Source organism: Streptomyces sp. JLYT201, assembly GCF_059448825.1.
Window position 1 is genome coordinate 5,658,371 of the sequence record NZ_CM182551.1, and the last position, 26,574, is coordinate 5,684,944.

Genomic DNA, 26,574 nt, shown 5'->3' on the forward strand with positions numbered 1-26,574 from the left:
GCGCAGCGTTACGCGTCGTAGTCCCGGTTGAACCGGTCCTCCGCCTCCCGCTGTGCGTCGTCCAGGGACTCCTGCGACTGCTCGCGCGCCTGCGAGGACCGCTCGCCGGCCTCGCTGCGCCCCCGCTGCGCGGCCTGCTTGGCCTTTTCGGAGAGCTCCTGCGCCTTGTCCTGGAACTGGTCCTTGATGCCCATGAAGGTTCACTCCCAATGTGGGTGAGGGGATTGGGCCTCGACCAGCCTGACACGGGCCGACATCCCACGCATGTCGGACAGTTACGCTCCGCTCACGCGCGCGGCGGCAGCGGCGGCCGCCGCCGGTCGGGCACGTCGTCGTACCCGGGAGGGACGGCCGCGGGGCGCGCGGCGAGGAGGTCGAGCGCGAGCCGCACCGCGTCGTCGAGCTGGGCGTGGCGCCCCTCGGCCCAGTCGAGCGGGGTGCGCAGCACGGCGAGGTCGGGCTCGACGCCGTGGTTCTCCACGCCCCAGCCGTACGCGTCGAACCAGCCCGCGTTCATCGGCACGGTGATCACCGTGCCGTCGCCGAGAGCGTGCCGCCCGGTCATGCCGACGACGCCGCCCCAGGTCCGCTGCCCCACCACGGGCCCGAGCCCGAGGAGTTTGAACACGGCGGTGATCATGTCGCCGTCGGACGAGGTCGCCTCGTCCGCGAGGGCCACCACGGGGCCCCGGGGCGCGCTGGAGGCGTACGACACGGGCTGCGCGTCGCGCGTGAGGTCCCAGCCGAGGATCTTGCGGGTCAGCTTCTCCACGACGAGTTCGCTGATGTTCCCGCCCGCGTTGCCGCGCACGTCGACGATCAGCGCGGGCCGGGAGACCTCCAGGCGCAGATCGCGGTTGAACTGGGCCCATCCGGAGCCGCCCATGTCGGGGATGTGCAGATAGCCGCACTTGCCGCCGCTGAGGTCCCGTACGACGCCGCGGCGCTTGGCGACCCAGTCCTGGTAGCGCAGCGGCCGCTCGTCGATCAGCGGGACGACGGCGACGCGCCGGGCGCGGCCCTCGCCCCCGGCGGGCTTGAAGGTCAGCTCCACGGTGGTCCCGCCCGCCGCCGCGAGCAGCGGGGACGGTCCGGTCACCGGGTCCACCGGGCGCCCGTCCACGTGGGTGAGCACGGCGCCCTCCCGGATGCCCGAACCGGCGAGCGGGGAGCGCGCCTTGGAGTCGGAGGACTCGCCGGGCAGGATGCGCTTCACCGTCCAGCCGTCGTCGCGGCGCACGAGGTTGGCGCCGAGCAGGCCGATGGCGCGCTGGTAGTGGGCGGGCCCCTCGTTGCGCCGGGCGGCGGTCACGTACGCGTGGGAGGTGCCCAGCTCGCCGAGGACCTCCCGGAGCAGGTCGGCGAACTCGTCGGGGGACGCGACGCGTTCCACGAGCGGCCGGTACTGGTCGAGAACGGCGTCCCAGTCGATGCCGCACATCCCGGGGTCCCAGAAGTAGGCGCGGATCAGCCGGCCCGCTTCTTCGAAGGACTGGCGCCACTCGGCGGCCGGGTCGACCTCGTGCAGGATGCGCCGCAGGTCGATCCAGACCGTGGTGTCGCCGTCGCCGGACTCCGTGGACGGCACGGCCCGCAGCTCGCCCTCGTCGACGACGACGAGCCTGCTGCCGTCGCCGCTGAGCGCGAACCAGTCGAGGTGGTCGACGAGTTCGGACTTCTTGGCCTTGGTGATGTTGAAGTACTCAAGGGTCGGCCGCCCCGAGGTGTCGGCCGGGTTGGCGAAGGTCTCGCCGAGGGCGCCCGAGATCGGCCAGCGCAGCCACACCAGGCCGCCGCCGCTCACCGGGTACAGCGCCGAGTACTTGGACGCCGCCACCGGGAACGGCGTCACGCGGCTCTCCAGGCCCTCCGCCTCCACGGTCACCTGCCCGTCCCGGGACTCGTCGTCGTCCGGGTCGAGCCCGCCCGCCGCGGGCCGCCCGTCCGGAAGGAGCGCGAAGGGGGAGGGCGTGGCGGAGGACAGCGGCACGAGGTAGGGGCGGCAGCCGAGCGGGAAGGACAGGTCGCCGGTGTGCACGTCGTAGACGGGGTCGAAGCCGCGCCAGGACAGGAAGGCGAGATAGCGGCCGTCCCGGGTGAACACCGGGTTCTCGTCCTCGAAGCGGCCGTTGGTGACGTCGATGACCGTGCGTGCCCCCGGGCCCTCGATCCGGGCCAGCTTGATCTGCCGCAGGGAGCGGCCGATGCCGGGGTGCGACCAGGCGAGCCAGGCGCCGTCGGGGGAGAAGGCGAGGTCGCGCACCGGTCCGTTGAGGGACCGGATCAGCTCGGTGACCTCGCCGTCGGAGTCCTCCGTGCCCGCGGCAGCCGCTTCGTCGGACACGGTGACCAGGAGCAGCCGCCCGTCGTGCGAGGCGATCGCGAGTCGCTCGCCGTCGGGGTCGGACACCAGCTCCAGGACCCGGCCGAGCTCCCCGGAGGCGAGGCGGCGCGGCGCGCGCTCGCCGCTGGCCCGGGGCAGATGGGCGATCTCGATCGCGTCCTCGCCCTCGGCGTCGGTGACGTAGGCGACCTGTCCGCCGGTGCCGAGCATCTCGGGGAGCCGGACGCGGACGCCGGGGGTGTCGGCGATGGTGCGGGCGGGGCCGTCGCGGTGGGTCAGCCAGTACAGGCTGCCCCGGACCACGACCGCGCTCGCCCGTCCCGTGGTGTCCACGGAGAGCGCGTCGACGTGGTGGGCGGCGGGCACCTGGTAGGTGCGCCGGCCCGCGCGCGGGCCGCCGAGGGTCACCGGGACGCGGCGCGGCACCGCGTCGGGGGCCAGGTCCTCGACGAGCCAGATCTCGCCCGCGCACTGGTAGACGACGCGGGTGCCGTCGCTGGCCGCGTGCCGGGCGTAGAAGGCGTCGTGGTCGGTGTGGCGCCGCAGGTCCTTGCCGTCGGGCAGGCACGAGTAGAGGTTGCCGACGCCCTCGTGGTCGGAGAGGAACGCGATGCGCCCGGCCACGAACATGGGCGCGTCCAGATGCCCTTCGAGGTCCTTCAGGATGTGCTCGCCGTGCAGCCACAGACGGCCCGTGGCGCCGCCCCGGTAGCGCTTCCAGGCGGCGGGCTCGTGCGGCGGCTTGCCGGTCAGGAGCAGCGTCTTGCGCTCGCCGTCGCGGTCGTCGACGGCGATGTCGTGGACCGGGCCCCAGGGCAGCTTGCCGCCGGGGGAGCCGTCGGTGGGCACGCTGTAGGCCCAGCAGAAGTGCGAGAAGGGCTGGCCGTGCGAGGACACGGCGAGGATCTGCCCGTCGGGCGTCCAGCCGCAGACGCGGGTGTCCGGGGAGCCCCAGTAGGTCAGCCGCCGCGCGGCCCCGCCGTCCACCGGCGCGAGGTGGATCTCCGGGTCGAGGCTGCGCCAGCTCGTGTACGCGATGTGGCGGCCGTCCGGGGCGAAGCGGGGGTGGCCGAGCTTGGTGCGGTCGGCCGTCACCCGCCAGGCCCGGCCCGGCGGGGCGCCCGCCGCGGCGAGCGGGGCCACCCACAGGTCGTCCTCGGCGACGAAGCAGAGCCGGTCGCCGCTGATGTGGGGGAAGCGGAGGTACGCCTGGGGCACGCCCCCATGCTTTTCCGGCGCGCCGGTCGCTGCAACTTATGGGGCTTCGCCCCTTTCCCCCTCATTGGCGCTGCGCGCCTCGTCCTCAATCGCCGGACGGGCTGGATGTGTGTGACCCAGTTCATGAACGAAACCGTTTCGTTTCGATACGGGATCCGCGTACAGTGTGCGGGGCAACCAGTGAAAGGAAAGGCGACGGCCATGGCGGACACGGCGACGGCCCGGCGCAGCCGGATCTCCCCCGAGCGCGCGGCGGAGCTGTACGAGGCCGTGCTCGACCTGCTGCGCGAGGTGGGCTACGAGAACCTCACGATGGACGCCGTCGCCACCCGCACCCGCTCCAGCAAGGCCACGCTCTACCGCCAGTGGGGCGGCAAGCCGGAGCTCGTCGCGCGGGCGCTCAGGCACAACAAGCCGGCGTCCCTCGCGGACATCGACACCGGTTCGCTGCGCGGCGACCTCATGCGCATGGCGACCCTCCAGGACGACTGCAAGATGGAGCAGGACCACGCCCTGATGCGCGGTCTGTTCCACGCCATCCACGGCAATCCCGAACTCCACCAGGCGCTGCGCCAGTTGCTCATCGAGCCGGAGCTCACCGGGCTCGACGCGATGCTGCGGCGCGCGGTGGAGCGCGGCGAGGTCGCTGCGGACAACCCGGCCCTTGAGTACGTCATCCACATGCTGGTCGGCGGCTTCGCCGCCCGTGAGCTCATCGAGGAGCGCACGGTCGACCAGGAGTTCCTCATCACGTACATCGACGCCGTGATCCTCCCCGCCCTCGGCGTCTGACCCGGCACCTCCTCGAAGGACGTTCCACCTGACGCGAGTCGCTCACGTCGTCGGGCCGATCCCCCCTGCCCTGTAGCCACCCCACGACCTGACCGGGAGTACCCCCTCGTGGCCACGTTCCTGTACAAACTAGGCCGAATCGCCTTCCGGCGACGGCACTTCGTCGCCCTGATCTGGGTGGCGCTCCTGACCCTCGCCGGAGTGGGCGCCGCCTCCGCGCCGACTGCAGCGTCGAGCTCCTTCTCGATCCCGGGCACGGAGGCCCAGCAGGCCTTCGACCTCCTGGAGAAGCGCGCCCCCGAGGCCAGCGCCGACGGCGCGAGCGCCCGGGTGGTGTTCAAGGCCCCGGACGGCCAGAAGGTCACCGATCCGGACAACAAGGCCGCGATCTCCAAGACCGTGGGCGCGCTCGCGTCAGGGTCGGACCAGGTGGCGCGCGCCGACGACCCGTTCGCGGCGAAGACGGTCTCCAAGGACGGCACCACGGCCTACGCGTCGGTGACGTACAAGGTCACCTCCATGGAGCTGTCCGACGACAGCCGGGACGCCCTGGAGAAGACCACCGACAAGGCCCGCACCGGCGGCATGACCGTCGAGGTCGGCGGTGACGCGCTCCAGGCCGTGCCGCACACCGGCGCCACGGAGGTCATCGGCATCGCCGTGGCCGCCGTCGTCCTTGTCATCACCTTCGGCTCGCTCGTGGCGGCCGGGCTCCCGCTGCTCACCGCCCTGATCGGCGTCGGCATCGGCGTCTCGTCGATCACCGCGCTCGCCAGCGCGCTCGACCTCGGTACGACCACGTCGACGCTCGCCATGATGATCGGCCTCGCGGTCGGCATCGACTACGCCCTGTTCATCGTCTCGCGCTACCGCGCCGAGCTGGCCGAGGGCCGCGACCGCGAGGACGCGGCGGGCCGGGCCGTCGGCACGGCGGGCTCCGCCGTGGTCTTCGCCGGTCTGACGGTGGTCATCGCGCTGGTCGGCCTCGCGGTCGTCAACATCCCGATGCTCACCAAGATGGGCGTCGCGGCGGCCGGCACGGTCGCCATCGCCGTCCTGATCGCGCTCACCCTGGTCCCGGCGCTGCTCGGGTACGCGGGCCGCAAGGTCAGGCCCGCGGGCACGAAGGGCAAGCGGTTCGGCCGCGGCAGGAAGGCCGCGCCGCGGGCCGCGGAGTCCGCCGCGCCCGCGAAGGAGAACCTCGGCACCCGCTGGGCCCGCTTCGTGGTCCGCCGCCCGCTCGCCGTCCTGCTGCTCGGCGTGCTGGGCCTCGGCGCCGCCGCCGTGCCGGTGGCCGGCCTCGAACTCGGCCTGCCCGACGACGGCGCACAGCCCGCCTCCACCACCCAGCGCAAGGCCTACGACCTCATCGCGGACGGCTTCGGCCCCGGCTACAACGGCCCGCTGATGACCGTCACCGACCTCAAGGGCGTCGCCGACCCCAAGGGCGAGGCCGCCGCCGTCGCCAAGAAGATCGGCGGCCTGGACGACGTGCTCAGCGTGAGCCCGCCGGTGTTCAACAAGGCGGGCGACACCGCGATCATCAGCGTCGTGCCGTCCTCCAAGCCGAGCGGCACCGAGACCGAGGACCTCGTCCACGCCATCCGCGCCGAGGCCGCGGACGTCAAGGCCGACAGCGGCGCCGACGTCATGGTCACCGGCACCACGGCCATGAACATCGACGTCTCGCAGAAGCTCAACGACGCGCTGGTCCCCTACCTCGCGCTGGTCGTGGGCCTCGCCTTCCTGCTCCTGATCGTCGTCTTCCGCTCGGTCCTCGTCCCGCTCAAGGCGGCGCTCGGCTTCCTGCTCTCGGTGCTCGCCGCGCTCGGCGCCGTGGTCGCGGTCTTCCAGTGGGGCTGGCTCGGCTCGCTGTTCGGCGTGGAGCAGACCGGCCCGATCATGAGCATGATGCCGATCTTCATGGTGGGCGTCGTCTTCGGCCTCGCGATGGACTACGAGGTGTTCCTGGTGACCCGCATGCGCGAGGCGTACGTCCACGGGGAGAGCCCCGAGGACGCGATCGTCACCGGCTTCAAGTACGGCGCGCGGGTCGTGACGGCGGCCGCCGTCATCATGATCGCCGTCTTCGCGGGCTTCATCGGCTCCGGCGAGCAGATGGTCAAGATGATCGGCTTCGGCCTCGCGATCGCGGTCTTCTTCGACGCGTTCATCGTGCGCATGGCGATCGTCCCGGCGGTGCTCGCGCTCCTCGGCCGCAAGGCCTGGAGCCTGCCGCGCTGGCTCGACCGGGCGCTGCCGAACGTGGACGTCGAGGGCGAGGGCCTGAAGGACATGGCGCCCCCGGCCGGCGGCGACCGCGAGGAGCGGCGGGAGCCCGTGGGCGTGTGACGCCCGCGCCCCCGGGCGCTCAGTGACTGACCGGCGTGGCGGCCGTGTACGTACGACGAAGGAAGCGCACCAGCGCGGACGAGTCGAACTGCACGACCGCCACGCCCTTCGGCGTGTGGAACTCCACCACCGCCTGCACCCGCCCGCACGGCCAGATCCGTACGTCGCCGTCGGCCGCCGGGGCCCTCAGCCCCCGCTCCAGGAGGTCGCGGTCGAGGACCCAGTCGGGTGATCCGGGGTGGTCCGCGGCCACCGTGCCGGGCAGGCCGATGCGCACCGAGCGCGGGTCGGCCTGCGGGTCGTACCGCAGGGCGACGGGGACGACGACGTGGTCGTCGGGGGAGTCGGTGACGAGGTGGGCCCGGGTGACTTGTTCGACCACTGACATGGCTCTGTCCTCTCGTCGTCCCGGCCCGCACACAGGCGGAGGCCCTCTCCCCAATGTCGCATATGTACAGATATTGACGCGCTGGGAGGGGCGCTGTTCCGGGTCGCGGGCGGGGGCGCGTATTGGTGCTCCTACGCTCTTGCGACCTTTTCGCAAGAGCGCACATCATTGGAAGGTTCACGAGCGTCCCGCTCGGGAGCGATCCGCTCATTTCGCGTGAGTGCCTCCCCACGCTCACGACATGCACCTTTCCAGGAGCGCGCGCATGCATGTCCCCGATGGATTCATCAACGCTCCCGTATCCGCCGCCGCGGCCGTCGCCGCGGTGGGTGCCGTCGCCGTCGCGCTGCGCGGAGCACGGCGTGAACAGGGGGGCACCTCCCGTCCGGGCGAAGCCGGGAGCGGGGGAGAGCGCACGGCGCCGCTCGCGGGCCTCGTGGCCGCCTTCATCTTCGCCGTGCAGATGCTGAACTTCCCCGTCGCCGCCGGGACGAGCGGCCATCTCCTCGGCGGCGCCCTCGCGGCGATACTCGTGGGCCCCTGCACCGGGGTCCTGTGCGTCTCCGTGGTGCTGCTCATGCAGGGCGTCCTGTTCGCGGACGGCGGCCTGACCGCGCTCGGCGTGAACATCACGGTCATGGCGGTCGTCACCACGGTCGTCGCGTACGCGGTCTTCCGGGGCCTGGTGAGGGTCCTGCCGCGCGGCCGCCGCTCGCTCACCGCCGCCGCGTTCACCGCGGCCCTGCTCTCCGTGCCGGCCGCGGCCGCCGCCTTCACCCTCATCTACGCCGTCGGCGGCACCACCGACGTGCCGATCGGCAAGGTCGCCACCGCCATGATCGGCGTCCACGTCCTCATCGGCGTCGGCGAGGCCGCCATCACGGCGCTCACGGTCGGCGCGGTGATCGCCGTGCGGCCCGACCTGGTGTACGGCGCCCGCGGCCTGAGCGCGCCCCTCAAGCTGCGCGTGGGCGGCGCGCTCGTCGACGCGCCCGCCGCCCCCGCCCCGGCGGCCCGCTCCCACCGCAAGCTGTGGGCCGCGGGCCTGGTCACCTCCTTCGTCCTCGCCGGATTCGTCTCCTTCTACGCCTCCACGAACCCCGACGGCCTGGAGAAGGTCGCCCACGACAAGGGCATCGACCGCAAGGAGGAGGAGCACGCCGCCAAGGACTCGCCCTTCTTCGGCTACGGCGTGCAGGGCATCACCGACACCCGCCTCTCCGGCGGCCTCGCGGGCGTCATCGGCGTCGGCGTGACCGTCGTCGCGGGCACCGGCGTCTTCTGGGCGGTGCGCAGGCGGCGCGCCCCGTACGCGGACCAGGCGGACCCGGCGGGGACCGCCGCGGTGGCCGAGCCCGCCGAGAGCGCCTGACGTGGGCGCGGGCCACGCGCACCGCCTGTACCGCCACGGCCGCTCCCCGGTGCACGCGCTGCCGCCGCACGCCAAACTCACCGCCGCCCTCTGCTTCGTGGTCGTGGTGGTGTCCACCCCGCGCGAGGTGCTCTGGACCTTCGCCGCGTACGCCGCGCTGCTCGCCACCGTCGCGTACGCGGCCCGCGTACCGCCCCTGTTCGTCCTCAAGCGGCTGCTGATCGAGATCCCCTTCGTGGGGTTCGCGCTGCTGCTTCCGTTCGTCGCGCAGGGCGAGCGCGTGCACGTCCTCGGCCTCTCGCTCAGCGAGAGCGGCCTGTGGGGCGCGTGGAACGTCCTCGCCAAGGGCACCCTCGGCGTCGCCGCGTCGGTGCTGCTCGCCGCCACCACGGAGCTGCGCGAACTGCTCCTCGGCCTCCAGCGCCTGCGGCTCCCGCCGCTCCTCGTCCAGATCGCCTCCTTCATGATCCGCTACGGCGACGTCATCACCGACGAGATGCGCCGCATGCGCGTCGCGCGCGAGTCCCGCGGCTTCGAGGCCAGGGGCGTACGCCAGTGGGGCGTGCTCGCCAAGTCGGCGGGCGCGCTCTTCATCCGCTCCTACGAACGGGGCGAGCGCGTGCACCTGGCCATGCTGAGCCGGGGCTACACGGGCTCCATGCCGGTCATCGACGAGGTGACGGCGAGCCGCGCCCAGTGGTCGTACGCCCTCGCCCTGCCCGTCACCGCCCTCGTCGTCTGCCTGTTGGGATGGACCCTGTGACCGCTTCCCTGGAGGTCTGTGGCCTCGCCTACGCCTACCCCGACGGCCACCAGGCCCTGTTCGGCGTGGACCTGACGATCACCCGCGGCGAGCGCGTTGCCCTGCTCGGGCCGAACGGCGCGGGCAAGACGACCCTCGTGCTCCACCTCAACGGCATCCTCACCGCGGGCGCCGGGACCGTCACCGTGGCCGGACTGCCCGTCGGCAAGCGGCACATGGCGGAGATCCGCCGCAAGGTCGGCATCGTCTTCCAGGACCCCGACGACCAGCTGTTCATGCCGACCGTGCGCGAGGACGTCGCCTTCGGCCCCGCGGCGGCGGGCCTGCGCGGCCCGGAGCTCGAAGCACGCGTGCACCGGGCGCTCGCCCGGGTCGGCATGGACGGATACGCCGACCGCCCGCCGCACCACCTCTCCTTCGGCCAGCGGCGCCGCGTCGCCGTGGCGACGGTCCTCGCGATGGAACCGGAGATCCTGGTCCTGGACGAGCCCTCGTCGAACCTCGACCCGGCCTCGCGCCGCGAACTCGCCGACATCCTGCGGGCGTTGGACGTCACCGTCCTGATGGTCACGCACGACCTGCCGTACGCGCTCGAACTGTGCCCCAGGGCGCTGGTCCTCAGCGAGGGCGTCATCGCGGCCGACGGCGCCACCGGCGAGCTGCTCGCCGACGAGGAGCTGATGCGCAGCCACCGCCTCGAACTCCCCTTCGGCTTCGATCCGAAGACGGCAGGAGCGGCCCGCTAGCGGAATCTTCGGCGACGCGGGCTGGTTGGCTCAGGTATGGACGCTGACGTAGTCGCTGTGGCGGGGGCGGACACCGACGTGCACGGCACGGTCGCCCCCGGGTACGAACCGGTCGGGGACGCCTTCCGGCGGAACTTCACCGCGCTCGGCGAGCGGGGCGCGGCGGTCGTCGTGTACCGCGACGGGCGGCGCGTGGTGAACCTGTGGGGCGGCACGCGGGACGTCGACGGGCCCGCCCCCTGGGAGCCCGGCACCGCCCAGATCGTCCGCTCGGCCACCAAGGGCGTGGCCGCCGCCGCGCTGCTCCTGCTGCACCAGCGCGGGCGCCTGGACCTGGACGCGCCCGTGGGGGAGTACTGGCCGGAGTTCAAGGCACGCGGCAAGGAGCGGGCGCTCGTGCGGCACGTGCTCGCCCACCGGGCCGGGGTGCCGGTCCTCGACCGGCCGCTGACCCCCGCCGAGGCGTACTCGCCGGACCTCGCGGCCGCGGTCGTCGCCGCGCAGGCGCCCGCGTGGGAGCCGGGCACCGACCACGGTTACCACGCGCACACCTTCGGCTGGCTCACCGGGGAGCTGGTGCGCCGCGTCACCGGCCGCGCCATCGGCGACTGGACCGCGGACGAGGTCGCGGGGCCGCTGGGCCTCGACCTGTGGCTGGGCCTGCCCGACGCGCTGGCATCGCGGGTCGGGCGCCTCGGCCCCCTCCCGGCCGACACCGGGCGCGGCGGGCTGCGCGCCCGGCCCAAGCCGGAGGTCGCCGCGGCGTACGCGGACCCCGCCTCCCTGACGCGGCGCGCCTTCGCGGTCATCGACCCGGCGCCCGACGAGAACGACCCCGCCCACCGCGCCGCGGCCCTGCCCGCCTCGAACGGCATCGCCACGGCCGACGGGCTCGCCCGCTTCTACGCCGCGCTCATCGGCGACGTCGACGGGGGCGGGCGCCTCTTCGCGCCGCCGACCTTGGCCCTCGCCCGCGGCGAGGCGTCCGCCGGGCCCGACCGGGTCCTCGTCACCCGCACCCGCTTCGGCCTCGGCTACATGCTCCACGGGCCCGCCGCCCCGCTCCTGTCCCCGGGCTCCTTCGGCCACCCCGGCCGCGGCGGCACCCTCGCCCTCGCCGACCCGGAGTCGGGCCTGTCCTTCGCCTACGTCACCAACGCCATGGCCAAGGGCATCACGGCGGACGCCCGGCCCCAGGCGGTGCTCCGGGCCCTGCGCACCGTGCCCGTGTAGCCCGCGTGGGACGCCCCAGACCCGCCCCTTCCCGCTTCCTGGGGGCTCCGCCCCCAGGCCCCGCTCCTCAAACGCCGGAGGGGCTGGATCTTCCAGCCCGTCCGGCGTTTGAGGACGAGGCGCGGAGCGCCGATAAGGGCGGGGGACCGGGGGCGGCAGCCCCCCGGTTCGGGAAGGGGCGGGTCTGGGGCGCCCCGCGAGGGCATCAGCCCGCGTGCAGCATCAGCCCGATCCCCGCCACCATCACGCCCGCGGCCAGCATCCGCGGCGCCCCGAACCGCTCCTTGAAGAACACCGCCCCGATCCCCGCCCCCACGATGATCGAGGACTCCCGCAGCGCGGAGATCGGCGCGAGATCGGCCCGCGTCTGCGCCCACAGCACGAGCGCGTACGCGGAGACGGACAGGCCCGCCCCGAGCAGCCCGAGCGGCGCCACCGGCCGCACCCGCCCCACGAACCCCCCGCGCCAGAGCCACAGCGCGTACAGCGGCACGACGGTGCCCTGCACGAGCATGAGCCAGGCGACGTAGCCGAGGGACGAGCCGGACGCCCGTACGCCGAGCCCGTCCACGACGGTGTACGCCGCGATGGAGACGCCGGTGGTGAGCGCGGCGCCGAGCGCGGTCCAGTCCGGCCGCCGCCCGGAGCCCCGGATGCCCCACAGGGCGAGCCCGGTGAGCCCGGCCGAGCAGACGGCGACCCCGGCGGCCTGCCACCCGCCGGGCACCTCGCCCACGAACACGGCCGCGAGCACGGTCACCACCAGCGGCGCGGTGCCGCGCGCGATGGGGTAGGCCTGCCCGAAGTCCCCGAGCCGGTAGGACCACATGAGCAGCGCGTAGTAGACGACGTGCAGGACGGCGGAGAGCAGCAGCCAGGGCCAGGCCCCGGCGTCGGGGACGGCCACGAAGGGGGCGAGCAGCAGCCCGATGAGGGCGCCGCCGCCCGAGATGAGCGTGAAGCCGACGAGCTTGTCGGTGATGTGGTGGGCGAGCGCGTTCCAGGCGGCGTGGGTGACGGCGGCGAGCAGGACGGCCGCGGTGACCAGCGGGGTCATCGAGCGGTTCCGGCGACCTCGCGCACGTCCACCAGGGTGCCCCCGGCGTGGGCGACGAGGGCCTCGGGAGCCATGGGGAACACCGTGTGCGGGGTGCCCGCGGCGGCCCACACCACGTCGTGGGCGAGCAGCGAACGGTCGGCGAGGACCCGGGTCCTGGTGGCGTGCCCGAAGGGCGGCACCCCGCCGATGGCGTACCCGGTGGTCTCCCGGACGAGGGCCGCGTCGGCCCGCGTGACCCGCCGCGCGCCGAGCTCCTGGCGCACCCGCTCGACGTCGACGCGCGAGGCGCCGTCCAGGAGGACGAGGACGGGCACCCCGTCCGCGGCGAAGACCAGGGACTTGCAGATCTGGCTCAGTGCGCAGCCGATCGCGGCGGCGGCCTCGGCGGCGGTCCGGGTCCGGTCGGGGAACCGCCGTACCGCGCCGCTCAGTTCGTCGAGGCCGAGCTTGCGCAGGGCCCGGGCGAATCGGGGGTGCGCGGGTGAACCGCCGGTGTCGTACGCGTCGCTCGCAGAAGTACCCATGCGGCGCACGCTAGCGGTGCGTGTACGCGCCACGCGACCAGGTATCCCGCAGCCCGGACGGCCCGCCCCGGCGCCACGCGACCGGGTATCCCGCAGCCCGGACGGCCCGCCCCGGCGCCACGCGGCCGGGGATCCGCGGAGCGGACGGCCCGCCCCGCAGGCCCGCCGCCCCGGCCCTCCGCAGGCCCGCCGCCCCGTCGCCCCGCCGCCCGGGCCTCAGCCCCCGGCCAGCAGCGCCGCCCGTACCACCGGGCCCGCCGAGTCGCCGCCGTGCCCGCCGGCCTGCACCACCGCCGCCGCGGCCACGTCCCCGCGGTACGCCGTGAACCAGCCGTTGGGCTTCTTCTGCCCGTCGACCTCGGCGGAGCCGGTCTTCGCGCCGGAGTCGGCGCCGAGGCCCGCCATCGGCTTGACCGCGGTGCCCGCGACCGCCGTGTAGTGCATGAGGTCGCGCAGGGCGGACGCCGTGGCGGGGGACATCCTCCGCGTGGCCGTCGCGAGCTTCCGCTTGTCCAGGGCGGGGGAGACCAGGTACGGCTGCCGGAACGCGCCGGACTTGACCGTCGCCGCCACCGACGCCATGTTCAACGGGTTCATCCGCACGCCGCCCTGGCCGATGAGCGACGCCGCCATCTGCGCGTCCGACTGCACCGGCACCGCACCGTCGAACGACGACACGCCGATCGACCAGTTGTCGTTGCCGAGCCCGAAGACCTCCCGGGCCTGCTTCGTCAGGTCGTCGTCGGAGAGCTTCTTCGCCTGGCTGATGAAGGCCGTGTTGCAGGACCGCGCGAAGCTCGCCCGGAACGTGCCGTTCTTGATCTGGAACTTGTCGTCGTTCTGGAACTTCCAGCCGCCGTACGTCTCGAACTTGGGGCAGGGATGCTTCTTGTCGACGCCCGCGAGCTTCTTCTCCAGGAGCATCGCCGACGAGACGACCTTCATCGTGGAGCCGGGCGCGAGCGAGCCCTGGAAGGCCGTGTTGAAGCCGCCGGGGCTGGAGTTGGCGACGGCCAGGATCTCGCCGGTGCTCGGCCGCACCACCACGACGGACGCCCGCTTCCGCTTGGCCGTCTCCCGCTCGGCCGTCGCCTGCGCCTTCGGGCTGATCGTCGTCTTCAGCGTGCCCGGGGTGCCGGGCGCGAGCGTCAGGAGCGTCTTGTCGGGCGTCACCTTCGCGTCGTCGCTCTTGGTCTTCGTGCGCGCCGCGTCCCGCGCGTCCTTGCGGACGATCCGCAGCTCGATGCCGCCGGTGCCGCCCGCCTTCTTGCCGTACTTGTCGCGCAGGCCGTCGAGGACCGTGCCGAGCGAGGGGTACTTCGCGGCCGTCAGCGGGCCGCCGTCACGGTCCAGGGCCTTGATCGGCGGGGTGCCCGCCTCGCCGGTGACCAGGCGGTCACCGGGCTTCAGCTCCGGGTGGACGACGGACGGGCGCCAGTCGACGAGCGTCCTGCCGTCGGACGCCCGGCGCACCACCCGCAGCGCCGACGCGTACGCGTACGGCTTGCGGACCGTGCCCACCGCGCCCTCGGCCTTGCGGTTTCCCTCGTACGAGACCGTCGCCGCGGCCTTGAACGGCACCTTCGGGCTCCTGCGGCCCGCAGGCTTGCCCGGCGTGAGCCGCACCTTCGTCATCCGGGCGTCCTTCCGATACGACCGCAGGGCCGTCCGGGCCGCCTCGCGGTCGTCCGTCAGCGCGGCCGCCCGGTCCACGTCGCCCGCGGCCCAGGCCGAGAGGAACCCCCGTGCGGTGGTGCGCACTTCCGCGGCCGTCGGCGGGCCCGTCGCCACCGACTTGCCGTCCGCCCCGCCGGAGCCGCCCCCCTCCGGCTCCCCGGCCAGGGCGTACGCGGCGAAGCCCACGCCGCACACGACGGCGACCGCGGCCCCGCCGAGCACGCCCGGACGCACCTTCTTGCGCTCGGCCACACGTCTTCTCTTGCCCACGAACCAGCCCTCCGCGATTCCCCGTCGGCCCCCGCCGCACTCTGCTCTACTCACCGAAGGCCCAACCTAGCGGGCGCCCGTCCGGGCATGGTTCGCAGTATTGTCGGATTGGGCTGGCGACAGCGCCCCACTGGCCGTGGGGTGTTCATTCCGCGGGCCGTCCGTGGCTGGGCGCGCCCGCGCGGCGGAGCCGCATAGGGACACAGCCCCGCGCCCCTTCGGGGCCCGATCAGCGGGGCCCGTTCAGTGGGGCGCGCCTCCCGGGGCCCGTTCAGCGGGCGGCTCGCAGGACCGCCGCTACGATCGGGCCCGCCGTGTCCCCGCCGTGGCCGCCCTGCTGCGCCACCGCCGCGGCTGCCACGTCCCCGCGGTAGCCCGTGAACCAGCTGTTGGGCTTCTTCTGTCCGTCGACCTCCGCCGAGCCGGTCTTCGCGCCGACGTCGGGGCCGAGGCCCGCCATGGCCCGCGCGCCCGTGCCGGACAGCGCGGTGCGCCGCATCATCTGGCGCAGCTGGGCGGACGTGGACCCGGACAGGCCGCGCGCGGTGGCCAGTTCGCCGTCGATGAACGACTTGGGCACGAGCACGGGCTGGCGGAAGGCGCCCGTCATCGCCGTGGCCGTCACCGACGCCAGGTTCAGCGGGTTGAGCTGCACCTGGCCCTGGCCGATGGCGTTCGCCGCCCGGTCGGGTCCGGTGGAGGCGGGCACGGAGCCGTCCGCGGAGCGGATGCCGGTGCGCCAGTCGCCGCGCCCCAGGCCGAAGTTGTCCCGCGCCTCCTCGGTGAGCGAGGCGTCGGTGAGCGGCTTCTCGTCGACGAGCTTCACGAACGCGGTGTTGCAGGACCGCGCGAAGCTGTCCGCGAGCGTGGCCCCGTCGTCCGGCGCGAGGCCGGTGAGGTTGGTGAAGGTCTGGCTCTGCCAGGTCGCCGTCGACGGGCACGGCGCCGGGCCGCCCGCCTCGGTGACGCCCTTGTCGATGAGCATCGCCGCGGTCACGATCTTCATGGTGGAGCCGGGCGCCAGCTTGCCCTGGAAGGCCGCGTTGAAGTCGTCCTGGCGGTGGTTGGCGACCGCGAGGACCTCACCGGTGCTCGGCTTGACCGCGACCACCGACGCGTCGGGGTGCCGGGCGACCGCGTCCTCGGCGGCCCGCTGCGCGGCGGCGCTGAGCGTCGTCGGCAGCGTGCCGGGTCTGCCCTTGGCGAGCGTGAGCAGCGTCGTCGTACCGGCGTCCGCCGAGGCCCGCTTCACATACAGCTCGATGCCGGGGCGGCCGTCCGCCTTCTCGCCGTACGCCGACCGCAGCTCCGCGAGCACCGGCGCGAGCGAGGGATAGGCATCGGCCGTCAGGACCCTGCCGTCGCGGTCCACGGCCCTGATGGGCGGCGCCGAGGCCTCGCCCGTCTCCAGGCTCTCGCCCTCGTGCAGCCGGGGATGCACGACGGACGCCTCCCAGTCGACCAGCGGCCGCCCGGTGGTCCGGCCGCGCACGACCTCGAAGGACGACTCGTACGCCAGGGTCTTGGACGTGCCCTCGTACGACACGGTGGCGCGCACCGAGAACGGCACGTGCGTGCCGTCGATCCGACCCGCCGTCAGGCGCACGCGGCGGATGTGCGCGTCCTCGCGGTAGCCGGTCAGGGCGCGCGCGGCGCTCTCCTGGTCGTTCGTGTACACGGCCGCCGTGTCCGCGTCCCCCTTCGCCCACGCCTGGAGGAACGTCCGCGCGGTGTCGCGGACCTCCTTCGCGTCGAGCGGCTCCTTCCGCGCCGCCGCGGGCGAGGCCGAACCGCCGTCGTCGTTCAGCGCGTTCACCACGTTGTACGTGCCGTATCCGGCGCCCCCCACCATGACGGCGAAGACCCCGCCGACGATGACGCCCTTCACTCGTTTGCGCATGAAGCGCTCCCTCCCCAGGAATCCCCTCACTTTAGGAGGCGGAAGAGCGCTCCACCCCGGCTTTCGCATGGGCGGGCGGGTCCTGGCCCGATGTTCTGGCGCATTCTCGGTCCTGATTAATCAATGCGAATCACAGATCTGTTGAGGATCGGTCGGAAAGAGCGGGGGAGGAGCGGGGGCGGGATCGGGCCAACTGGCGTGGTGCCGGCCGTCGTGCGGGGGAGTTGTCCGCGAACTCTCGCGGAATTGTCCGTGATCGGTAACAGCGGGATCCCCCGGCCGCCGTGCCTCATCTTGCCGTGCGGTCGTGAGGTGACCGGGGATCGGCAAGGGACTGTGAGAGGGGCGGACATGGCGCGGCACAGCGGCGGGCGGGGCTGGTACGGCAAGGTGGTCGGGGCGGCGCTCGGGGTGATGCTGCTCGCCACCGGCGCCTCGGTGTGGACCGCGCAGGCGGGTGACGCCGAGGACGCGGCACCGCAGGCGACCGGGCCCGCCGAGCGCGCCGTCAAGCCGGTCGCGGCGTCCATCGCGCACGCCTCGGAGAAGGGCGAGCGCGCCGTCAACATCACCATCGACGACGGCCCCGACCCCCAGTGGACCCCGCCGATGCTCGACCTGCTGCGCCAGTACGGCGTGAAGGCCACGTTCTGCATGGTGGGCACGCAGGCGCAGGCCCACCCGGACCTCGTCAAGAAGGTGGTCGCGGAGGGGCACCGGCTGTGCGACCACACGGTGTCGCACAACACCGCCATGGACAAGGACACCCAGGCCTACCAGTCGAAGCAGATACTCGACGCCGAACGCATGATCACCAAGGCGTCCGGGGGCGTGCGGCCGATGTACTACCGGGCGCCCGGCGGGGCCTTCACCCCCTACAGCCGCAAGCTCGCCGCCTCCCGCGGCATGCGCCCGCTGGGCTGGAACGTGGACACCAAGGACTTCGAGCGGCCCGGCACGGACGCCATCGTCGCCACCGTCCAGCGCGAGCTGTCCAACGGCCCGACGCTGCTCTTCCACGACGCGGGCGGCGACCGCACCCAGACCGTCGAGGCCCTGCGCCGCCTCCTGCCCTGGCTCAAGGGGCAGGGCTACTCCTTCGGCTTCCCGGTGCGCTGAACCCCGCCCGCCTCCCCGGCTAGACCCAGGTGTCCAGCCACATCCGCGACCGCCACGACTCGATCGGGATCGCGGTGCCCGTGTAGATCGGCCAGAAGTAGATGAAGTTCTCGCAGAGGCGACGAACGTCCCTCTGACCAGATGCAACAGTGGTCCAGCCTGCTGTCTGACGTTTCTGGGGCCGCCTGAGGGCCGTGATCATGGTAGTGAGCGCGTGTTGACTACTCGTGCGTCGTCATAGTGTGGTGAGAGATGCCCATGAAGCTATCCCTAGCCAGCTTCAGGGCAGACATTTGATCTTCGCATGCCTGCTGATGTTGCTGTCTGGCTGATCGTCCACCGGACTGTCGAACATCATCCCAGCGCACCAAGAGGGTATGGAGGCGAAGGGCTTCGTTGCCCAGTGTGTCGCCGCACACCGTTAGGGGGCCAGGGCCCCACAGCTGCAGGTGCGCAGTTGTCAACGTCAGTTGGTTGAGCTGCTCGGTTAGTTGAGGCTGTTGCTCGTCGGTGATGGCTACGCCATGTTCCACAGCGAGGGCGCAATCAACTGCTATGCGCGCGTACTGCGAGAACGCGTCAATTAGGGCAGTGCAAGCCTGCCTGCGTTGTTCTCGTACCCAGTGGAGGTGCTCAGCCATTGATTGTTGCTGAACTTGCGTTAGTGCGGCCTCGATCGACTTCTGCGCCCCGGTTCGGGCACCGTAGGCGGTGGCGAGTCCTCCGATGCCAGCGCCTACGACACCTGTGAGCCCTGCGAGCAGGGCGGCTACGCCTTGGTCCATCCGGTCATTCTCTGAGGCTGCGACTGCTGTGTCCTCTGAACTCTCGAACCAGTGCTTCAGGAACGGAAGACGTCATCAACGGCCTTTCGTGTTCGGCCCTCGCTGCTTGGCATGAGGTGGGTATAGGTCCGCAGCGTGAACCCCGGATCTGAGTGTCCCAGGTATGTACTCAGAGCACGGATGCTTTCTCCAGCATCGAGAAGAACTGAGGCATAGAAGTGCCTGAGCGCGTGCATGCCGTGCTCGCGCGCCGCCGCGTACCGCTCGCCTTCCTCGGGCTCCGGGATGACGCCAGCGACAGCGAGAGCGGGCTTCCACATGAAGTCGTTGAAGTAGCTGACGCGGACGTGCATGCCTTCGTTCCCGCTGAACAGCAGCCGCTTCGTGACGAGCGGTCCCTCAGGCGTACGCCACGGAAGCGTGACCGTGATGGGCGGGAACTCCTCCGAGTGGGCGCGTAGTGCGCTGCCCACCGCCGTGGGGAGAGGCGCACTGCGTTCCTTGCCGCCCTTCGGCGGAGCGAAAACGTACTTGCCGCGGATTCGCTTGAGCTGGTGCAGCACGTGCACCCATTCGCCTTCGTAGTCGAGTTCGTCTTCCGAAAGCCCGAAGATCTCGCCCTGCCGCAGTCCGCATCCCGCGCCGGGGTCCACGCTGGCCTGGAACCGCTTGGGGAGGGCCGACCGCACGTCGAAGACCCGAGCGGCCGTCCACGGGACGACGCGGGGCCGGGCGGGCTTCGGCAGGCGGACGGTGCGGGCCCGGCACGGGTTCTTTGGTAGAAGCCCGTCTTCCACGGCCGCGCTGAGCGCGGCCGACACGGTGCCGACGACGATGCGACGGCTCGACTCGGCGGGCACGGTGTCTTCCAGCGCACTGATCCAGTCCCGGATGTGCTCGGGCTTGAACGATCCGATGGGCCGCGTGCCGATGTGCGGATACGCGTGCAGCCTCAGGCGGCGCTCGGCCGCCTCGCGGCTGTTGACCTCGCCTGTGTGGGTCTTCACCCACCGCTCGGCGTACTGTCTGAAGGTGGTCCGGCTCGCCTTGGGGTCGATGTACTGGCCGCGCGCCATGTCCGCCTCGATGGAGGCGAGCCAGCGTTCGGCGAGACGCTTCTGACGGTCGGGGAAGCTCTTGGACTTCTCGGTTCCGTCGGGGCCGACGTAGCGGGCGCGGTAGCGCATGCCGGAGCCGTAGCGGTCGGTCTTGAGCCGGACGGCCTTGCCGTCGGCGGTGGCTTCGGTCTTGTACCAGCGGTCTTGGATGTGGCCTGCCATGAGGCGGTGGTCCTTTCGCGAAGCACGGCAGGGAGAGCCGCGCGAGGCGGCTCTCCCTGCCGTGCTGGGGTGTGTTCGGTTAGGCGGCGACGTCGGCCGTCATGCGTTCTGCGGTCCAGGCGCGGACGGCGGCGGGGTCGTAACGCAGGTGCTTGCCAACGCGGAAGCCAGGTGGGCCCGTGCGCTTCTTGCGCCACTGGTAGACGGTCTCCAGCGACACGGAGAAGAGGCTCGCGATGTCTTCCGGGGTGAGGTAGCGGTCGGGCAACCCGCCCCGCAGGGCTTCACGGGGATCTTTCGATGTGGGCGAGGGCGCTCTCATTGCTCGGCCTCCGTGGCAGACAGGGACCTTGGCCCCCTTCTGGGAAGTCCGCTACATCCGCTACGCCGCTACATGGCTGGTCAGCGGGGGGTTTTGTGTAGCGGAGGGGTGGCGTGTAGCGGCTACGCCCGCTTCACGGGGTAGCGGGTGTAGCCGCTACACGCTTCGGTGCCGCTACAGATTCACCGGCTCTGAGCTGGGGTGTAGCGGTGTAGCGGCTGTAGCGGAGTCCTGGGGAGGGGGCGGGCAGTAGCGGGCCCACGCGTCGGCCAGGTCCTCTGCGTGGAAGCCCTTGAGGACGCCTCCGGCGGTGCGGATGTTGCGGGAGCGGATGGGGGTGTTGTCGCTGGTCATGTACTCAGCGAGCATCCGGGCCAGGCGCCGGTTGTCCAGTGGCTTGCCGTCCAGGTCGGCCCACGGGGCGTCGTCCAGGGCGTTGAGCCGGTCCAGGATGGCGATGGTGGGCAGCTTGTCCACGCCGATGAGGACGTGGTCGCGCAGGTCGGTCAGGAGGCGGATGCCGAGGCTGTGCTTGTCGGTGGTCTGCGCGGCCTTGACCAGCGTCACGCACGCCTCCCGGGCCCGCTCGGGCCAGTGCCCGCCGATGGCGTCCGCGATGGCGAGCAGGGGTTCCCACACGTCGGCGGGCCGGTCGGTGACCCCGTCGGGCATCTCAGGCCACGCCCCCAGCACGAACCCGCGGGCCTGCTCCGCCCATCCGGCGAGCCGGTCGCGGAGCTTGTGTCCTTCCGTCTCGTGGACGCGGGTGCGGAAGGGTTCTACGCGTTCGTTGCGGGCCCGGCGTCGCATGCGGATGACGACGGAGCGGGTCAGGATCGTGTCGGGCAGGGAGCCGAGTCCGGCGACCGCGACCGCGCAGTAGGAGGGGAAGGCCTGCACGGTCTGGTTGCCGCCGTCTCCGATGCACCGGTAGGTGACGCCGGTGCGGCGGTGCCCGGCGTTCAGGAAGCCGCGCAGATCCTCGTTGTCCCCGGCTTTGGGGCCAAAGATCGTGTCGATCTCGTCGAACAGGATCGTGGGCCGCCCGTCCGCGCCGGACACGGCCCGGAACAGGGCAGCCGCGGAGGCGTTTACGGCCACCATCGGGTGCGGCACGAGGGTTTCCACGATCTCCAGGGCCCGCGACTTCCCCGAGCCCGGCTCGGGGCTCAGGAAGGCGAGGCGGGGGGTGGAGTCGAAGCAGTCGAGCAGATGGGCGTGGGCGTCCCACAGGGCGACCGCGACGTAGGCGGCATCGTGAGGGAAGACGTTGAAGCGGCGGTGGAAGGCTTCCACCTCGTCCAGCAGCGCGGCGCCGTCGGTGTGGTGGGTCATGCGGCGGCCCTTCCTTCCTGGGGAGCGCGCAGCGGGCATGCGTCGCGGTGGGCGGCGTGGTCGTCGACGAGGGCGAGCACACGGCCGTGCCCGACCGCGCTGCGGTCGCGTCCGCACGCGCACTTCGAGGTGGCGGTGGGAATGGCGCCGTACGGGGCGCAGATGTGCAGCCACGCAATCGGGTACAGGCCGCCTCCGCGGTGCGGGTCAGGACGAAGTGCAGTGAGGACGCCCTTGCGGGCGACGCCCTTCGGGGCGCTCACGGCCGCGGCGCGCACCGGCCGAGAGGCGGCCGACGGGCCGGACGCGGTCTCGGGCAGGCCTTCCAAGGGGAGGGCGGCTTGGGTGTTCATGCCGCCTCCCGGGGACGGGCTTTGCGCAGGGAGCTGTCCAGGGCACTGCGGATGGTGGCGCGGCACTCGGCCACGGTGAGCCCGTGAGCCTCCCCAGCCGCTTGGAAGGCGGCTTCCACCACGTACCGGGGGATCTCGCCCCACGCCACGAAGCGCCCCACCTTGAACGCGCTGCGGTTCAAGGTGGCGTTGCGCAGTCCCTCCGGCGCGGCAGCCACCGCCGCGCACTCGGCTTCCAGCGCGGCCTGTGCCGCGCGGCTCCCGTCGACCGCAGGGAGGCGCAGCGGGCTGACAGGGCGTGGCGGGGCGGGTTGCAGGATGGCGTGCAGCCACGAGGACAGAGCGGCCGTCTCAGCGGCGCAAAGGGCCTCGTAGGGCCCGGTGGGGGTGGTGCTGCCCGCGGCGACGACGTACCCGCCGTGCGCGCGGGTGTCGATCAACGGGCCGACCGCGCCTGCCGTGTTGGCCAGCCGTACCCCGTGCGGGGCGGTGAAGTACAGGTGCGTCCCGCCGCTCGCGGTCCGGGTGCGGTAGGTGTCGGGGACGGTGTGTCCGGCGCGCTCGCAGAGCGCCGCAAAGGTCGTCGCCCCGTCAGGGGCGCCTGCACTGCCCTTGTCCTTGCCGTGCTCGGACGTGTCCAGGTCGATGACGACCAGCCCGGACGGGCCGCAGGCCACGCCGATGTTGAACGGGGCGTGGGACCAGGCGGCGCGGATGCGGCCGGGGTCGGTGGTGGCGCGCTGCTCCCACTTCAGGTGCCCGGCCGCGCACGGGCCGGTGCGGGGGCAGGCCTTCTCGCCGTGGAGGGCGGGGCGCTTGGTGCCGGGGCGCAGAGGGAAGACGTGCCAGCCGCGGGCAGCGGCTTGTAATGCCGCCTTCAGCAGCGCGGCACGGGCGTCTTGGGTCATCCTGGAACCTCCACTGTTGAGTTGGCTGGACAAGGGCGGCCCCAGTTCTTGGCGGAATGGGGGGGCCGCCCTTGGCGTGTGGCTAGGTGTTCGGCTGGTCGTCCTTGGGCCGCTTCAGGTCGGCGGTGAGGTAGAGGCGGGTGCGCATGCCGTCGCGGGTGGGGTAGGTGCGGGCGGTGCCGGTGCGGAAGGCGTCGGCCAGTGCACGGGTGATGGCGTCGGCGTCGTGGTCGTCGCAGATGATCCGGATGTCGAACGTCACGAACTCTCCTCGGCAGGGGCGGGGATCAGGGGCCAGTCGGGGATGACGGTGGCGGTGGGGTCGGTGCGGCGCAGATGTGCTTGCAGGCCCGCGGCCTGCTCTGCCGCCCACGCCTGCTGCCCGGAGTGCAGGTCGGCGAGCGCGATGGCGGCGAGCTGGGGGTGGACGCGGGGCAGGCGCCAGGTGAGGCGGGCGGCGGCTAAGGCGTCCTGGACGGGGTCGTTGGGGCCGTCGTGGCGGACGCGGTAGTGCTCGCACAGCGCGGGCAGGGTGCGCCGCCCGCGCCGGTAGCGCTCCGCGTGCTTGTCGAGCACGGCCGGGTCGATGACCGGGGCCACGTCCCCGTCCAGGCCCGGCACGTCGTGGCGGGCGCACTCGCGGGCCAGCACGGTCAGCGCGTACGGGGCGCGGAAGACCACCAGCGGGAAGCCCGCGGCCAGCGGCTCGGTGAGCGCCGCGACGATCTCAGGCAGCGCCTCGGCGGGTGCTTGGCCGTCGGCGCGGGCCTGTTCGGTGGTGATGTGGTGAATCGAGGTCGCTTCGGCGGGGATCTCGATGCCGGGGTCCAGCAGCCACGTGGTGGTCTCCGGCGAGGTGCCGCCGCCGACCGCGGCGACCGCCGCGGCCACGATCCGGGCGGTCTCCGGGTCGGTGCCGGTGGTCTCTACGTCGAAGGCCAGCATCGGGCCGTCCGGCCACGCGGGGCTGCTGGTCACGGTGGGCGCGTTCATCGCGGGGCTCCTGTCAGCCGTGGAAGTGGTTGCGCTTGAAGATCGCTTTGCGGATGTTGACCGTGGTGCCGCCCTCGCGGCTGCTGGTGCTGAAGACCTGGAGGGCGATGAAGCCGCCGAAGATGACCGCGGCCAGGATGATGAGCTGCGTGACCAGTGCGGCGAGCGCGGCGATGAACGCGGTGAGCATGAGCAGGCCGCCGCACACGGCGAGGAAGCCGACGCCGCCCAGGGCGACGTTCACCGCGGCCCGCGAGATCGGCGGCTTGATGGTGACGGGTTCAGGCTTGGCGGGGGCGATGGCGTAGCCGGTGACGACGCGGCCGTCGGGCAGGACGACGCTCGCCACCGCCGCCACGGTGTTCGGCTGCGCGGGCACGAGCGGTGCCGGGGCGTGCACGGCGGGCGGGATCGGGGTGGGGTGGTGGACTTCCACGGCCCGTGCTTCGGCCGTGCGCGCGGGATGTTCGGGGTACATGTGGAATCCCTTCCGGTGATCGGTCAGGGAGGCGGGAGCACCCCCTTGCGGGGGCGCTGTGGAGGGGGTTTCAGGGGCGCTGGCCGGGGCGCCTCCCTGCCTCCCTGACAGCCAATGTGTGCAGGTCAAGCCCAGGGAGGCGGGGCAGGGAGGGGTTCAGGGAGTTCTCCCTGTCTCCCTGCCTCGGCGGGGTGCGGCTCCCTGTCACTCAGCGGCGGAAGCGGAGTCCTCGTTGCCGCGGTTGGTGAGGGCGCGGGCGACGCGGTCGCGGCCGACGACCATGCGGCCGTCGGACTTGTACGGCTCGGCGCCCGCGGCTTCCAGGACGCGCTTGAGGTCGCCGGGCGTCCAGCGGCCGTAGGTCTTGGCGTCCAGCGCGGTGAGGCGCTTGAGGACGTCGGCGGTCAGCACCCGGGCCGCGTCGCCGATGACGTCGGCGATGTCGGCGAGCGCGTCACGCTCCTCGCCCTGGTCCACGGCGCGCAGGGTGGTCACGCCGGAGCGCAGGGCCTTGGCTCGCTCGGCGATCTCGGCGGCATCGTCGTCGTCGATGAAGTGGGTGCGCACCGTGATGAACGACTGCCCCGCGGGCATCGTGATGCCGTCGGAAGCGACGACCAGGGTGCCCTTGTCCAGACCCTGCCGCAGCAGATGCGGGGCGGCGCCGTCGTCGACCGCCTTGTCACCAAGCGCCATGCGGGACTGCGACTCGGTTCCCACGACCAGGGACGCCCGGGTGTGGGCGCCCTCGCGGACCAGCTTGGGCAGGTTCTCGTTGGTGGGGTCCTGGGTGCCCTGCCATAGCAGGACGTCGACCGCGCGGCCCTGGTTGTGGAGCTTGCGGGCGGCCATGAAGTACCGGGAGGTGGAGGACGAGCCGCCGTAGGGGCGCTTGTCCTCGCCCTTGGCCGGGCACATGAACGCCACCTGCGCCTCGTCGACGATGACGATCAGCGTCGGGAAGACCGCGTTGGGGTTGGTGCGGCGCACCTCCATGCGGCGGTTCATCTCGTCCACGGCCGCTTCTACCATCTCCGTGACCTCGATGACGTGGTCATCGGTCGGGCCCTGGATGAGCACGTCGGCGATGCCGTCGAACATCTTCCAGTCGCCGATGCCCTTCAGGTCGCCCATCCAGAACTGCACGGACCTGTCCAGGGCCAGCCACAGCGCGAGCGCCCGCAGCGAGGCGGTCTTGCCCTGGTTGGAGCGGCCCGTGACCAACAGGTGGCGCTGGTACAGGCTCAGCTCCGCCGCGTCACCGCGCAGGTCCTGGCCCCACGGGGCCTTGCCGGTCTTGTAGTTCGCGGTCATCGTCTCGTCGGTGACCAGCGGAGACGGGCCGATCGGTTCGTCCAGCGCCCCGGAATCAGCGATCCACAGCCGCACGGTGCGGGCGGCTTCGGGGATGGTGATGAACACCTCGTGCTCGTGCCGGGTGAGGTTCTCCGCGAGCTTGCGCCGGCGGGTCTGCACCTCGTTCGTGGCCACCCCCGAAGGGAGGGCGACGTCGACCTCCACGCCGCACCCGGCGATGCGGATCGGCCCCAGCATGGCGGCCCCGGCGTCGCCCATCTCCTTGATGGCGCCCCGCAGTGCGGGCACGCCGAGGTCGCGCAGGGCCTTGACGACGATCGAGGGGGTGATGGGCTCGCCCTCGTGGGCGCGGACGTGGGCGGGCAGCGTCCAGGCGGGCGCGGCCTGCTGTCGGCGGCCCACAGCCCACAGGCCGAGCAGGGCCAGGAACGGGCTGAGCGTGAGCAGCGGGCCCCAGACCACCATCACGATGGTGACCAGCAGACTCACCAGGCCGATCACGGCGGCGAGGGGGGTGATGACGTCGGCGGGGTCCTTGGTGGCCAGCGCGAGCGCCACCCCCAGCGCGATCAGCCCGCCCATGCCCATCCCGGTTCCGACCAGGGCGGTCTTGGCGGCGTCGATGGGGGAGGTGAGCAGATCCATGCGGCGGCGGTGGCGGGCATCGCGGAAGCGCTGGCCGCGTTCCTCCCACTCCGCGGCCACCTCGTAGTTCCCGGCGGCTTCGGCGGCGCGGAGCATGCGCTCGTAGCGGGCCGGGGTGCGGGCATCCAGGGTGCGCCGGGCCACGATCCGGCCCCCGCCCACCACGTACATGCTGTGCCGGGCGACCGCGCGGGCCGCGGTCTTGGTGTGCTCGTGCGTGACCGCGGTGCGCAGGGCGCGGCTGGAGCGGACCCACAGCGGTACCACCGGCGCCGCCTCGGTGGCCGGGTCGGGGACCACGGTCAGCACGGTCGGCCCCTGCCCGGCCGGGGGCTCGTCGGGGTCCTTGTAGAGGTGAACGACGTTCTCGCTCATGGCGGTTGTCTCCTACCAGGGAAAG

The 26,574-nt window shown here is 72.6% G+C and carries 23 protein-coding genes; 7 read left to right on the forward strand and 16 right to left on the reverse strand.

Going from position 1 to position 26,574, the window contains the following annotated elements; all coding sequences use genetic code 11:
- Positions 1-8 precede the first annotated feature (8 nt).
- Complete coding sequence (locus AC5WAM_RS23740) at positions 9-194, reverse strand: hypothetical protein (protein WP_144003910.1); 186 nt, start codon at positions 192-194, stop codon at positions 9-11.
- 92 nt (positions 195-286) lie between these two features.
- The gene (locus tag AC5WAM_RS23745) at positions 287-3,562 is read right to left on the reverse strand and encodes a S41 family peptidase (protein ID WP_495518734.1); all 3,276 of its coding nucleotides are present in this window, start codon (positions 3,560-3,562) and stop codon (positions 287-289) included.
- 201 nt (positions 3,563-3,763) lie between these two features.
- Between AC5WAM_RS23745 and AC5WAM_RS23750 the strand changes: the two genes are divergently transcribed.
- Together AC5WAM_RS23750 and AC5WAM_RS23755 are read left to right on the forward strand one after the other, a co-directional pair.
- Positions 3,764-4,354, forward strand: a complete 591-nt coding sequence (locus tag AC5WAM_RS23750; protein WP_495518735.1) for a TetR/AcrR family transcriptional regulator — start codon at positions 3,764-3,766, stop codon at positions 4,352-4,354.
- 108 nt (positions 4,355-4,462) lie between these two features.
- A complete protein-coding gene (locus AC5WAM_RS23755) occupies positions 4,463-6,706 on the forward strand; it encodes an MMPL family transporter (RefSeq protein WP_495518736.1) in 2,244 nt (747 codons plus the stop codon).
- 19 nt (positions 6,707-6,725) lie between these two features.
- On the opposite strand, the gene AC5WAM_RS23760 is transcribed toward AC5WAM_RS23755, so the two are convergent.
- Entirely contained in the window at positions 6,726-7,094 is a 369-nt protein-coding gene (locus AC5WAM_RS23760; protein ID WP_366791665.1) for an SsgA family sporulation/cell division regulator, read from the reverse strand.
- A gap of 265 nt (positions 7,095-7,359) precedes the next feature.
- Between AC5WAM_RS23760 and AC5WAM_RS23765 the strand changes: the two genes are divergently transcribed.
- The 4 genes from AC5WAM_RS23765 to AC5WAM_RS23780 are packed head-to-tail and all read left to right on the forward strand — an operon-like array spanning position 7,360 to position 11,208.
- Positions 7,360-8,466, forward strand: a complete 1,107-nt coding sequence (locus AC5WAM_RS23765) for an energy-coupling factor ABC transporter permease (RefSeq protein ID WP_495518737.1) — start codon at positions 7,360-7,362, stop codon at positions 8,464-8,466.
- A gap of 1 nt (position 8,467) precedes the next feature.
- Positions 8,468-9,229, forward strand: a complete 762-nt coding sequence (cbiQ, locus tag AC5WAM_RS23770; protein ID WP_495518738.1) for a cobalt ECF transporter T component CbiQ — start codon at positions 8,468-8,470, stop codon at positions 9,227-9,229.
- On the forward strand, positions 9,217-9,975 hold the full coding sequence (locus AC5WAM_RS23775) for an energy-coupling factor ABC transporter ATP-binding protein (protein WP_138960179.1): 759 nt from the start codon (positions 9,217-9,219) through the stop codon (positions 9,973-9,975). Before cbiQ ends, AC5WAM_RS23775 begins: the two co-directional genes overlap by 13 nt.
- A 36-nt stretch (positions 9,976-10,011) precedes the next feature.
- A complete protein-coding gene (locus tag AC5WAM_RS23780) occupies positions 10,012-11,208 on the forward strand; it encodes a serine hydrolase domain-containing protein (protein ID WP_495518739.1) in 1,197 nt (398 codons plus the stop codon).
- 205 nt (positions 11,209-11,413) lie between these two features.
- Here the strand turns inward: AC5WAM_RS23780 and AC5WAM_RS23785 are convergent, their stop codons facing one another.
- The 4 genes from AC5WAM_RS23785 to AC5WAM_RS23800 form a co-directional block, all read right to left on the reverse strand.
- Complete coding sequence (locus tag AC5WAM_RS23785) at positions 11,414-12,265, reverse strand: EamA family transporter (RefSeq protein ID WP_495518740.1); 852 nt, start codon at positions 12,263-12,265, stop codon at positions 11,414-11,416.
- Positions 12,262-12,792 carry a YbaK/EbsC family protein gene (locus AC5WAM_RS23790; protein WP_495518741.1) on the reverse strand — a complete coding sequence of 177 codons (531 nt, stop codon included), beginning with the start codon at positions 12,790-12,792 and terminating at the stop codon, positions 12,262-12,264. Before AC5WAM_RS23790 ends, AC5WAM_RS23785 begins: the two co-directional genes overlap by 4 nt.
- A 216-nt stretch (positions 12,793-13,008) precedes the next feature.
- Positions 13,009-14,739: a penicillin-binding transpeptidase domain-containing protein gene (locus AC5WAM_RS23795; RefSeq protein WP_366791569.1), complete on the reverse strand. Its 1,731-nt coding sequence runs from the start codon at positions 14,737-14,739 to the stop codon at positions 13,009-13,011.
- A 271-nt stretch (positions 14,740-15,010) separates the two neighbouring features.
- Positions 15,011-16,639: a penicillin-binding transpeptidase domain-containing protein gene (locus tag AC5WAM_RS23800; protein ID WP_495518742.1), complete on the reverse strand. Its 1,629-nt coding sequence runs from the start codon at positions 16,637-16,639 to the stop codon at positions 15,011-15,013.
- 351 nt (positions 16,640-16,990) lie between these two features.
- Here AC5WAM_RS23800 and AC5WAM_RS23805 point away from each other — a divergent pair, with 351 nt between their 5' ends.
- On the forward strand, positions 16,991-17,758 hold the full coding sequence (locus AC5WAM_RS23805; protein WP_366791567.1) for a polysaccharide deacetylase family protein: 768 nt from the start codon (positions 16,991-16,993) through the stop codon (positions 17,756-17,758).
- Positions 17,759-18,599: 841 nt separating this feature from the next.
- On the opposite strand, the gene AC5WAM_RS23810 is transcribed toward AC5WAM_RS23805, so the two are convergent.
- From AC5WAM_RS23810 to AC5WAM_RS23850, 9 genes are all read right to left on the reverse strand, one after another.
- A complete protein-coding gene (locus AC5WAM_RS23810; RefSeq protein WP_495518743.1) occupies positions 18,600-19,823 on the reverse strand; it encodes a tyrosine-type recombinase/integrase in 1,224 nt (407 codons plus the stop codon).
- A 79-nt stretch (positions 19,824-19,902) separates the two neighbouring features.
- Complete coding sequence (locus AC5WAM_RS23815; protein WP_495518744.1) at positions 19,903-20,145, reverse strand: helix-turn-helix transcriptional regulator; 243 nt, start codon at positions 20,143-20,145, stop codon at positions 19,903-19,905.
- Positions 20,146-20,319: 174 nt separating this feature from the next.
- Positions 20,320-21,480: a DUF3631 domain-containing protein gene (locus AC5WAM_RS23820; protein WP_495518745.1), complete on the reverse strand. Its 1,161-nt coding sequence runs from the start codon at positions 21,478-21,480 to the stop codon at positions 20,320-20,322.
- Positions 21,477-21,833 (reverse strand): hypothetical protein, encoded by a 357-nt coding sequence (locus AC5WAM_RS23825; protein ID WP_495518746.1) that lies wholly within the window; start codon positions 21,831-21,833, stop codon positions 21,477-21,479. Before AC5WAM_RS23825 ends, AC5WAM_RS23820 begins: the two co-directional genes overlap by 4 nt.
- Positions 21,830-22,741, reverse strand: a complete 912-nt coding sequence (locus tag AC5WAM_RS23830; protein ID WP_495518747.1) for a bifunctional DNA primase/polymerase — start codon at positions 22,739-22,741, stop codon at positions 21,830-21,832. Before AC5WAM_RS23830 ends, AC5WAM_RS23825 begins: the two co-directional genes overlap by 4 nt.
- 82 nt (positions 22,742-22,823) lie before the next feature.
- Complete coding sequence (locus AC5WAM_RS23835; protein WP_495518748.1) at positions 22,824-23,003, reverse strand: hypothetical protein; 180 nt, start codon at positions 23,001-23,003, stop codon at positions 22,824-22,826.
- Complete coding sequence (locus tag AC5WAM_RS23840) at positions 23,000-23,734, reverse strand: exonuclease domain-containing protein (protein WP_495518749.1); 735 nt, start codon at positions 23,732-23,734, stop codon at positions 23,000-23,002. Before AC5WAM_RS23840 ends, AC5WAM_RS23835 begins: the two co-directional genes overlap by 4 nt.
- 13 nt (positions 23,735-23,747) lie before the next feature.
- The gene (locus tag AC5WAM_RS23845; RefSeq protein ID WP_495518750.1) at positions 23,748-24,212 is read right to left on the reverse strand and encodes a hypothetical protein; all 465 of its coding nucleotides are present in this window, start codon (positions 24,210-24,212) and stop codon (positions 23,748-23,750) included.
- Between the two features lie 204 nt (positions 24,213-24,416).
- Positions 24,417-26,549 (reverse strand): FtsK/SpoIIIE domain-containing protein, encoded by a 2,133-nt coding sequence (locus tag AC5WAM_RS23850; RefSeq protein ID WP_495518751.1) that lies wholly within the window; start codon positions 26,547-26,549, stop codon positions 24,417-24,419.
- Positions 26,550-26,574 lie beyond the last annotated feature (25 nt).

Coding starts and splice junctions, on each gene's coding strand:
- AC5WAM_RS23740 (WP_144003910.1), bottom strand. CDS start 194: ATGGGCATCAAGGACCAGTTCCAGGACAAGGCGCAGGAGCTCTCCGAA.
- AC5WAM_RS23750 (WP_495518735.1), top strand. CDS start 3,764: ATGGCGGACACGGCGACGGCCCGGCGCAGCCGGATCTCCCCCGAGCGC.
- AC5WAM_RS23760 (WP_366791665.1), bottom strand. CDS start 7,094: ATGTCAGTGGTCGAACAAGTCACCCGGGCCCACCTCGTCACCGACTCC.
- AC5WAM_RS23765 (WP_495518737.1), top strand. CDS start 7,360: ATGCATGTCCCCGATGGATTCATCAACGCTCCCGTATCCGCCGCCGCG.
- AC5WAM_RS23775 (WP_138960179.1), top strand. CDS start 9,217: ATGGACCCTGTGACCGCTTCCCTGGAGGTCTGTGGCCTCGCCTACGCC.
- AC5WAM_RS23780 (WP_495518739.1), top strand. CDS start 10,012: ATGGACGCTGACGTAGTCGCTGTGGCGGGGGCGGACACCGACGTGCAC.
- AC5WAM_RS23785 (WP_495518740.1), bottom strand. CDS start 12,265: ATGACCCCGCTGGTCACCGCGGCCGTCCTGCTCGCCGCCGTCACCCAC.
- AC5WAM_RS23790 (WP_495518741.1), bottom strand. CDS start 12,792: ATGGGTACTTCTGCGAGCGACGCGTACGACACCGGCGGTTCACCCGCG.
- AC5WAM_RS23800 (WP_495518742.1), bottom strand. CDS start 16,639: ATGCGCAAACGAGTGAAGGGCGTCATCGTCGGCGGGGTCTTCGCCGTC.
- AC5WAM_RS23805 (WP_366791567.1), top strand. CDS start 16,991: ATGGCGCGGCACAGCGGCGGGCGGGGCTGGTACGGCAAGGTGGTCGGG.
- AC5WAM_RS23810 (WP_495518743.1), bottom strand. CDS start 19,823: ATGGCAGGCCACATCCAAGACCGCTGGTACAAGACCGAAGCCACCGCC.
- AC5WAM_RS23815 (WP_495518744.1), bottom strand. CDS start 20,145: ATGAGAGCGCCCTCGCCCACATCGAAAGATCCCCGTGAAGCCCTGCGG.
- AC5WAM_RS23820 (WP_495518745.1), bottom strand. CDS start 21,480: ATGACCCACCACACCGACGGCGCCGCGCTGCTGGACGAGGTGGAAGCC.
- AC5WAM_RS23825 (WP_495518746.1), bottom strand. CDS start 21,833: ATGAACACCCAAGCCGCCCTCCCCTTGGAAGGCCTGCCCGAGACCGCG.
- AC5WAM_RS23830 (WP_495518747.1), bottom strand. CDS start 22,741: ATGACCCAAGACGCCCGTGCCGCGCTGCTGAAGGCGGCATTACAAGCC.
- AC5WAM_RS23840 (WP_495518749.1), bottom strand. CDS start 23,734: ATGAACGCGCCCACCGTGACCAGCAGCCCCGCGTGGCCGGACGGCCCG.
- AC5WAM_RS23845 (WP_495518750.1), bottom strand. CDS start 24,212: ATGTACCCCGAACATCCCGCGCGCACGGCCGAAGCACGGGCCGTGGAA.
- AC5WAM_RS23850 (WP_495518751.1), bottom strand. CDS start 26,549: ATGAGCGAGAACGTCGTTCACCTCTACAAGGACCCCGACGAGCCCCCG.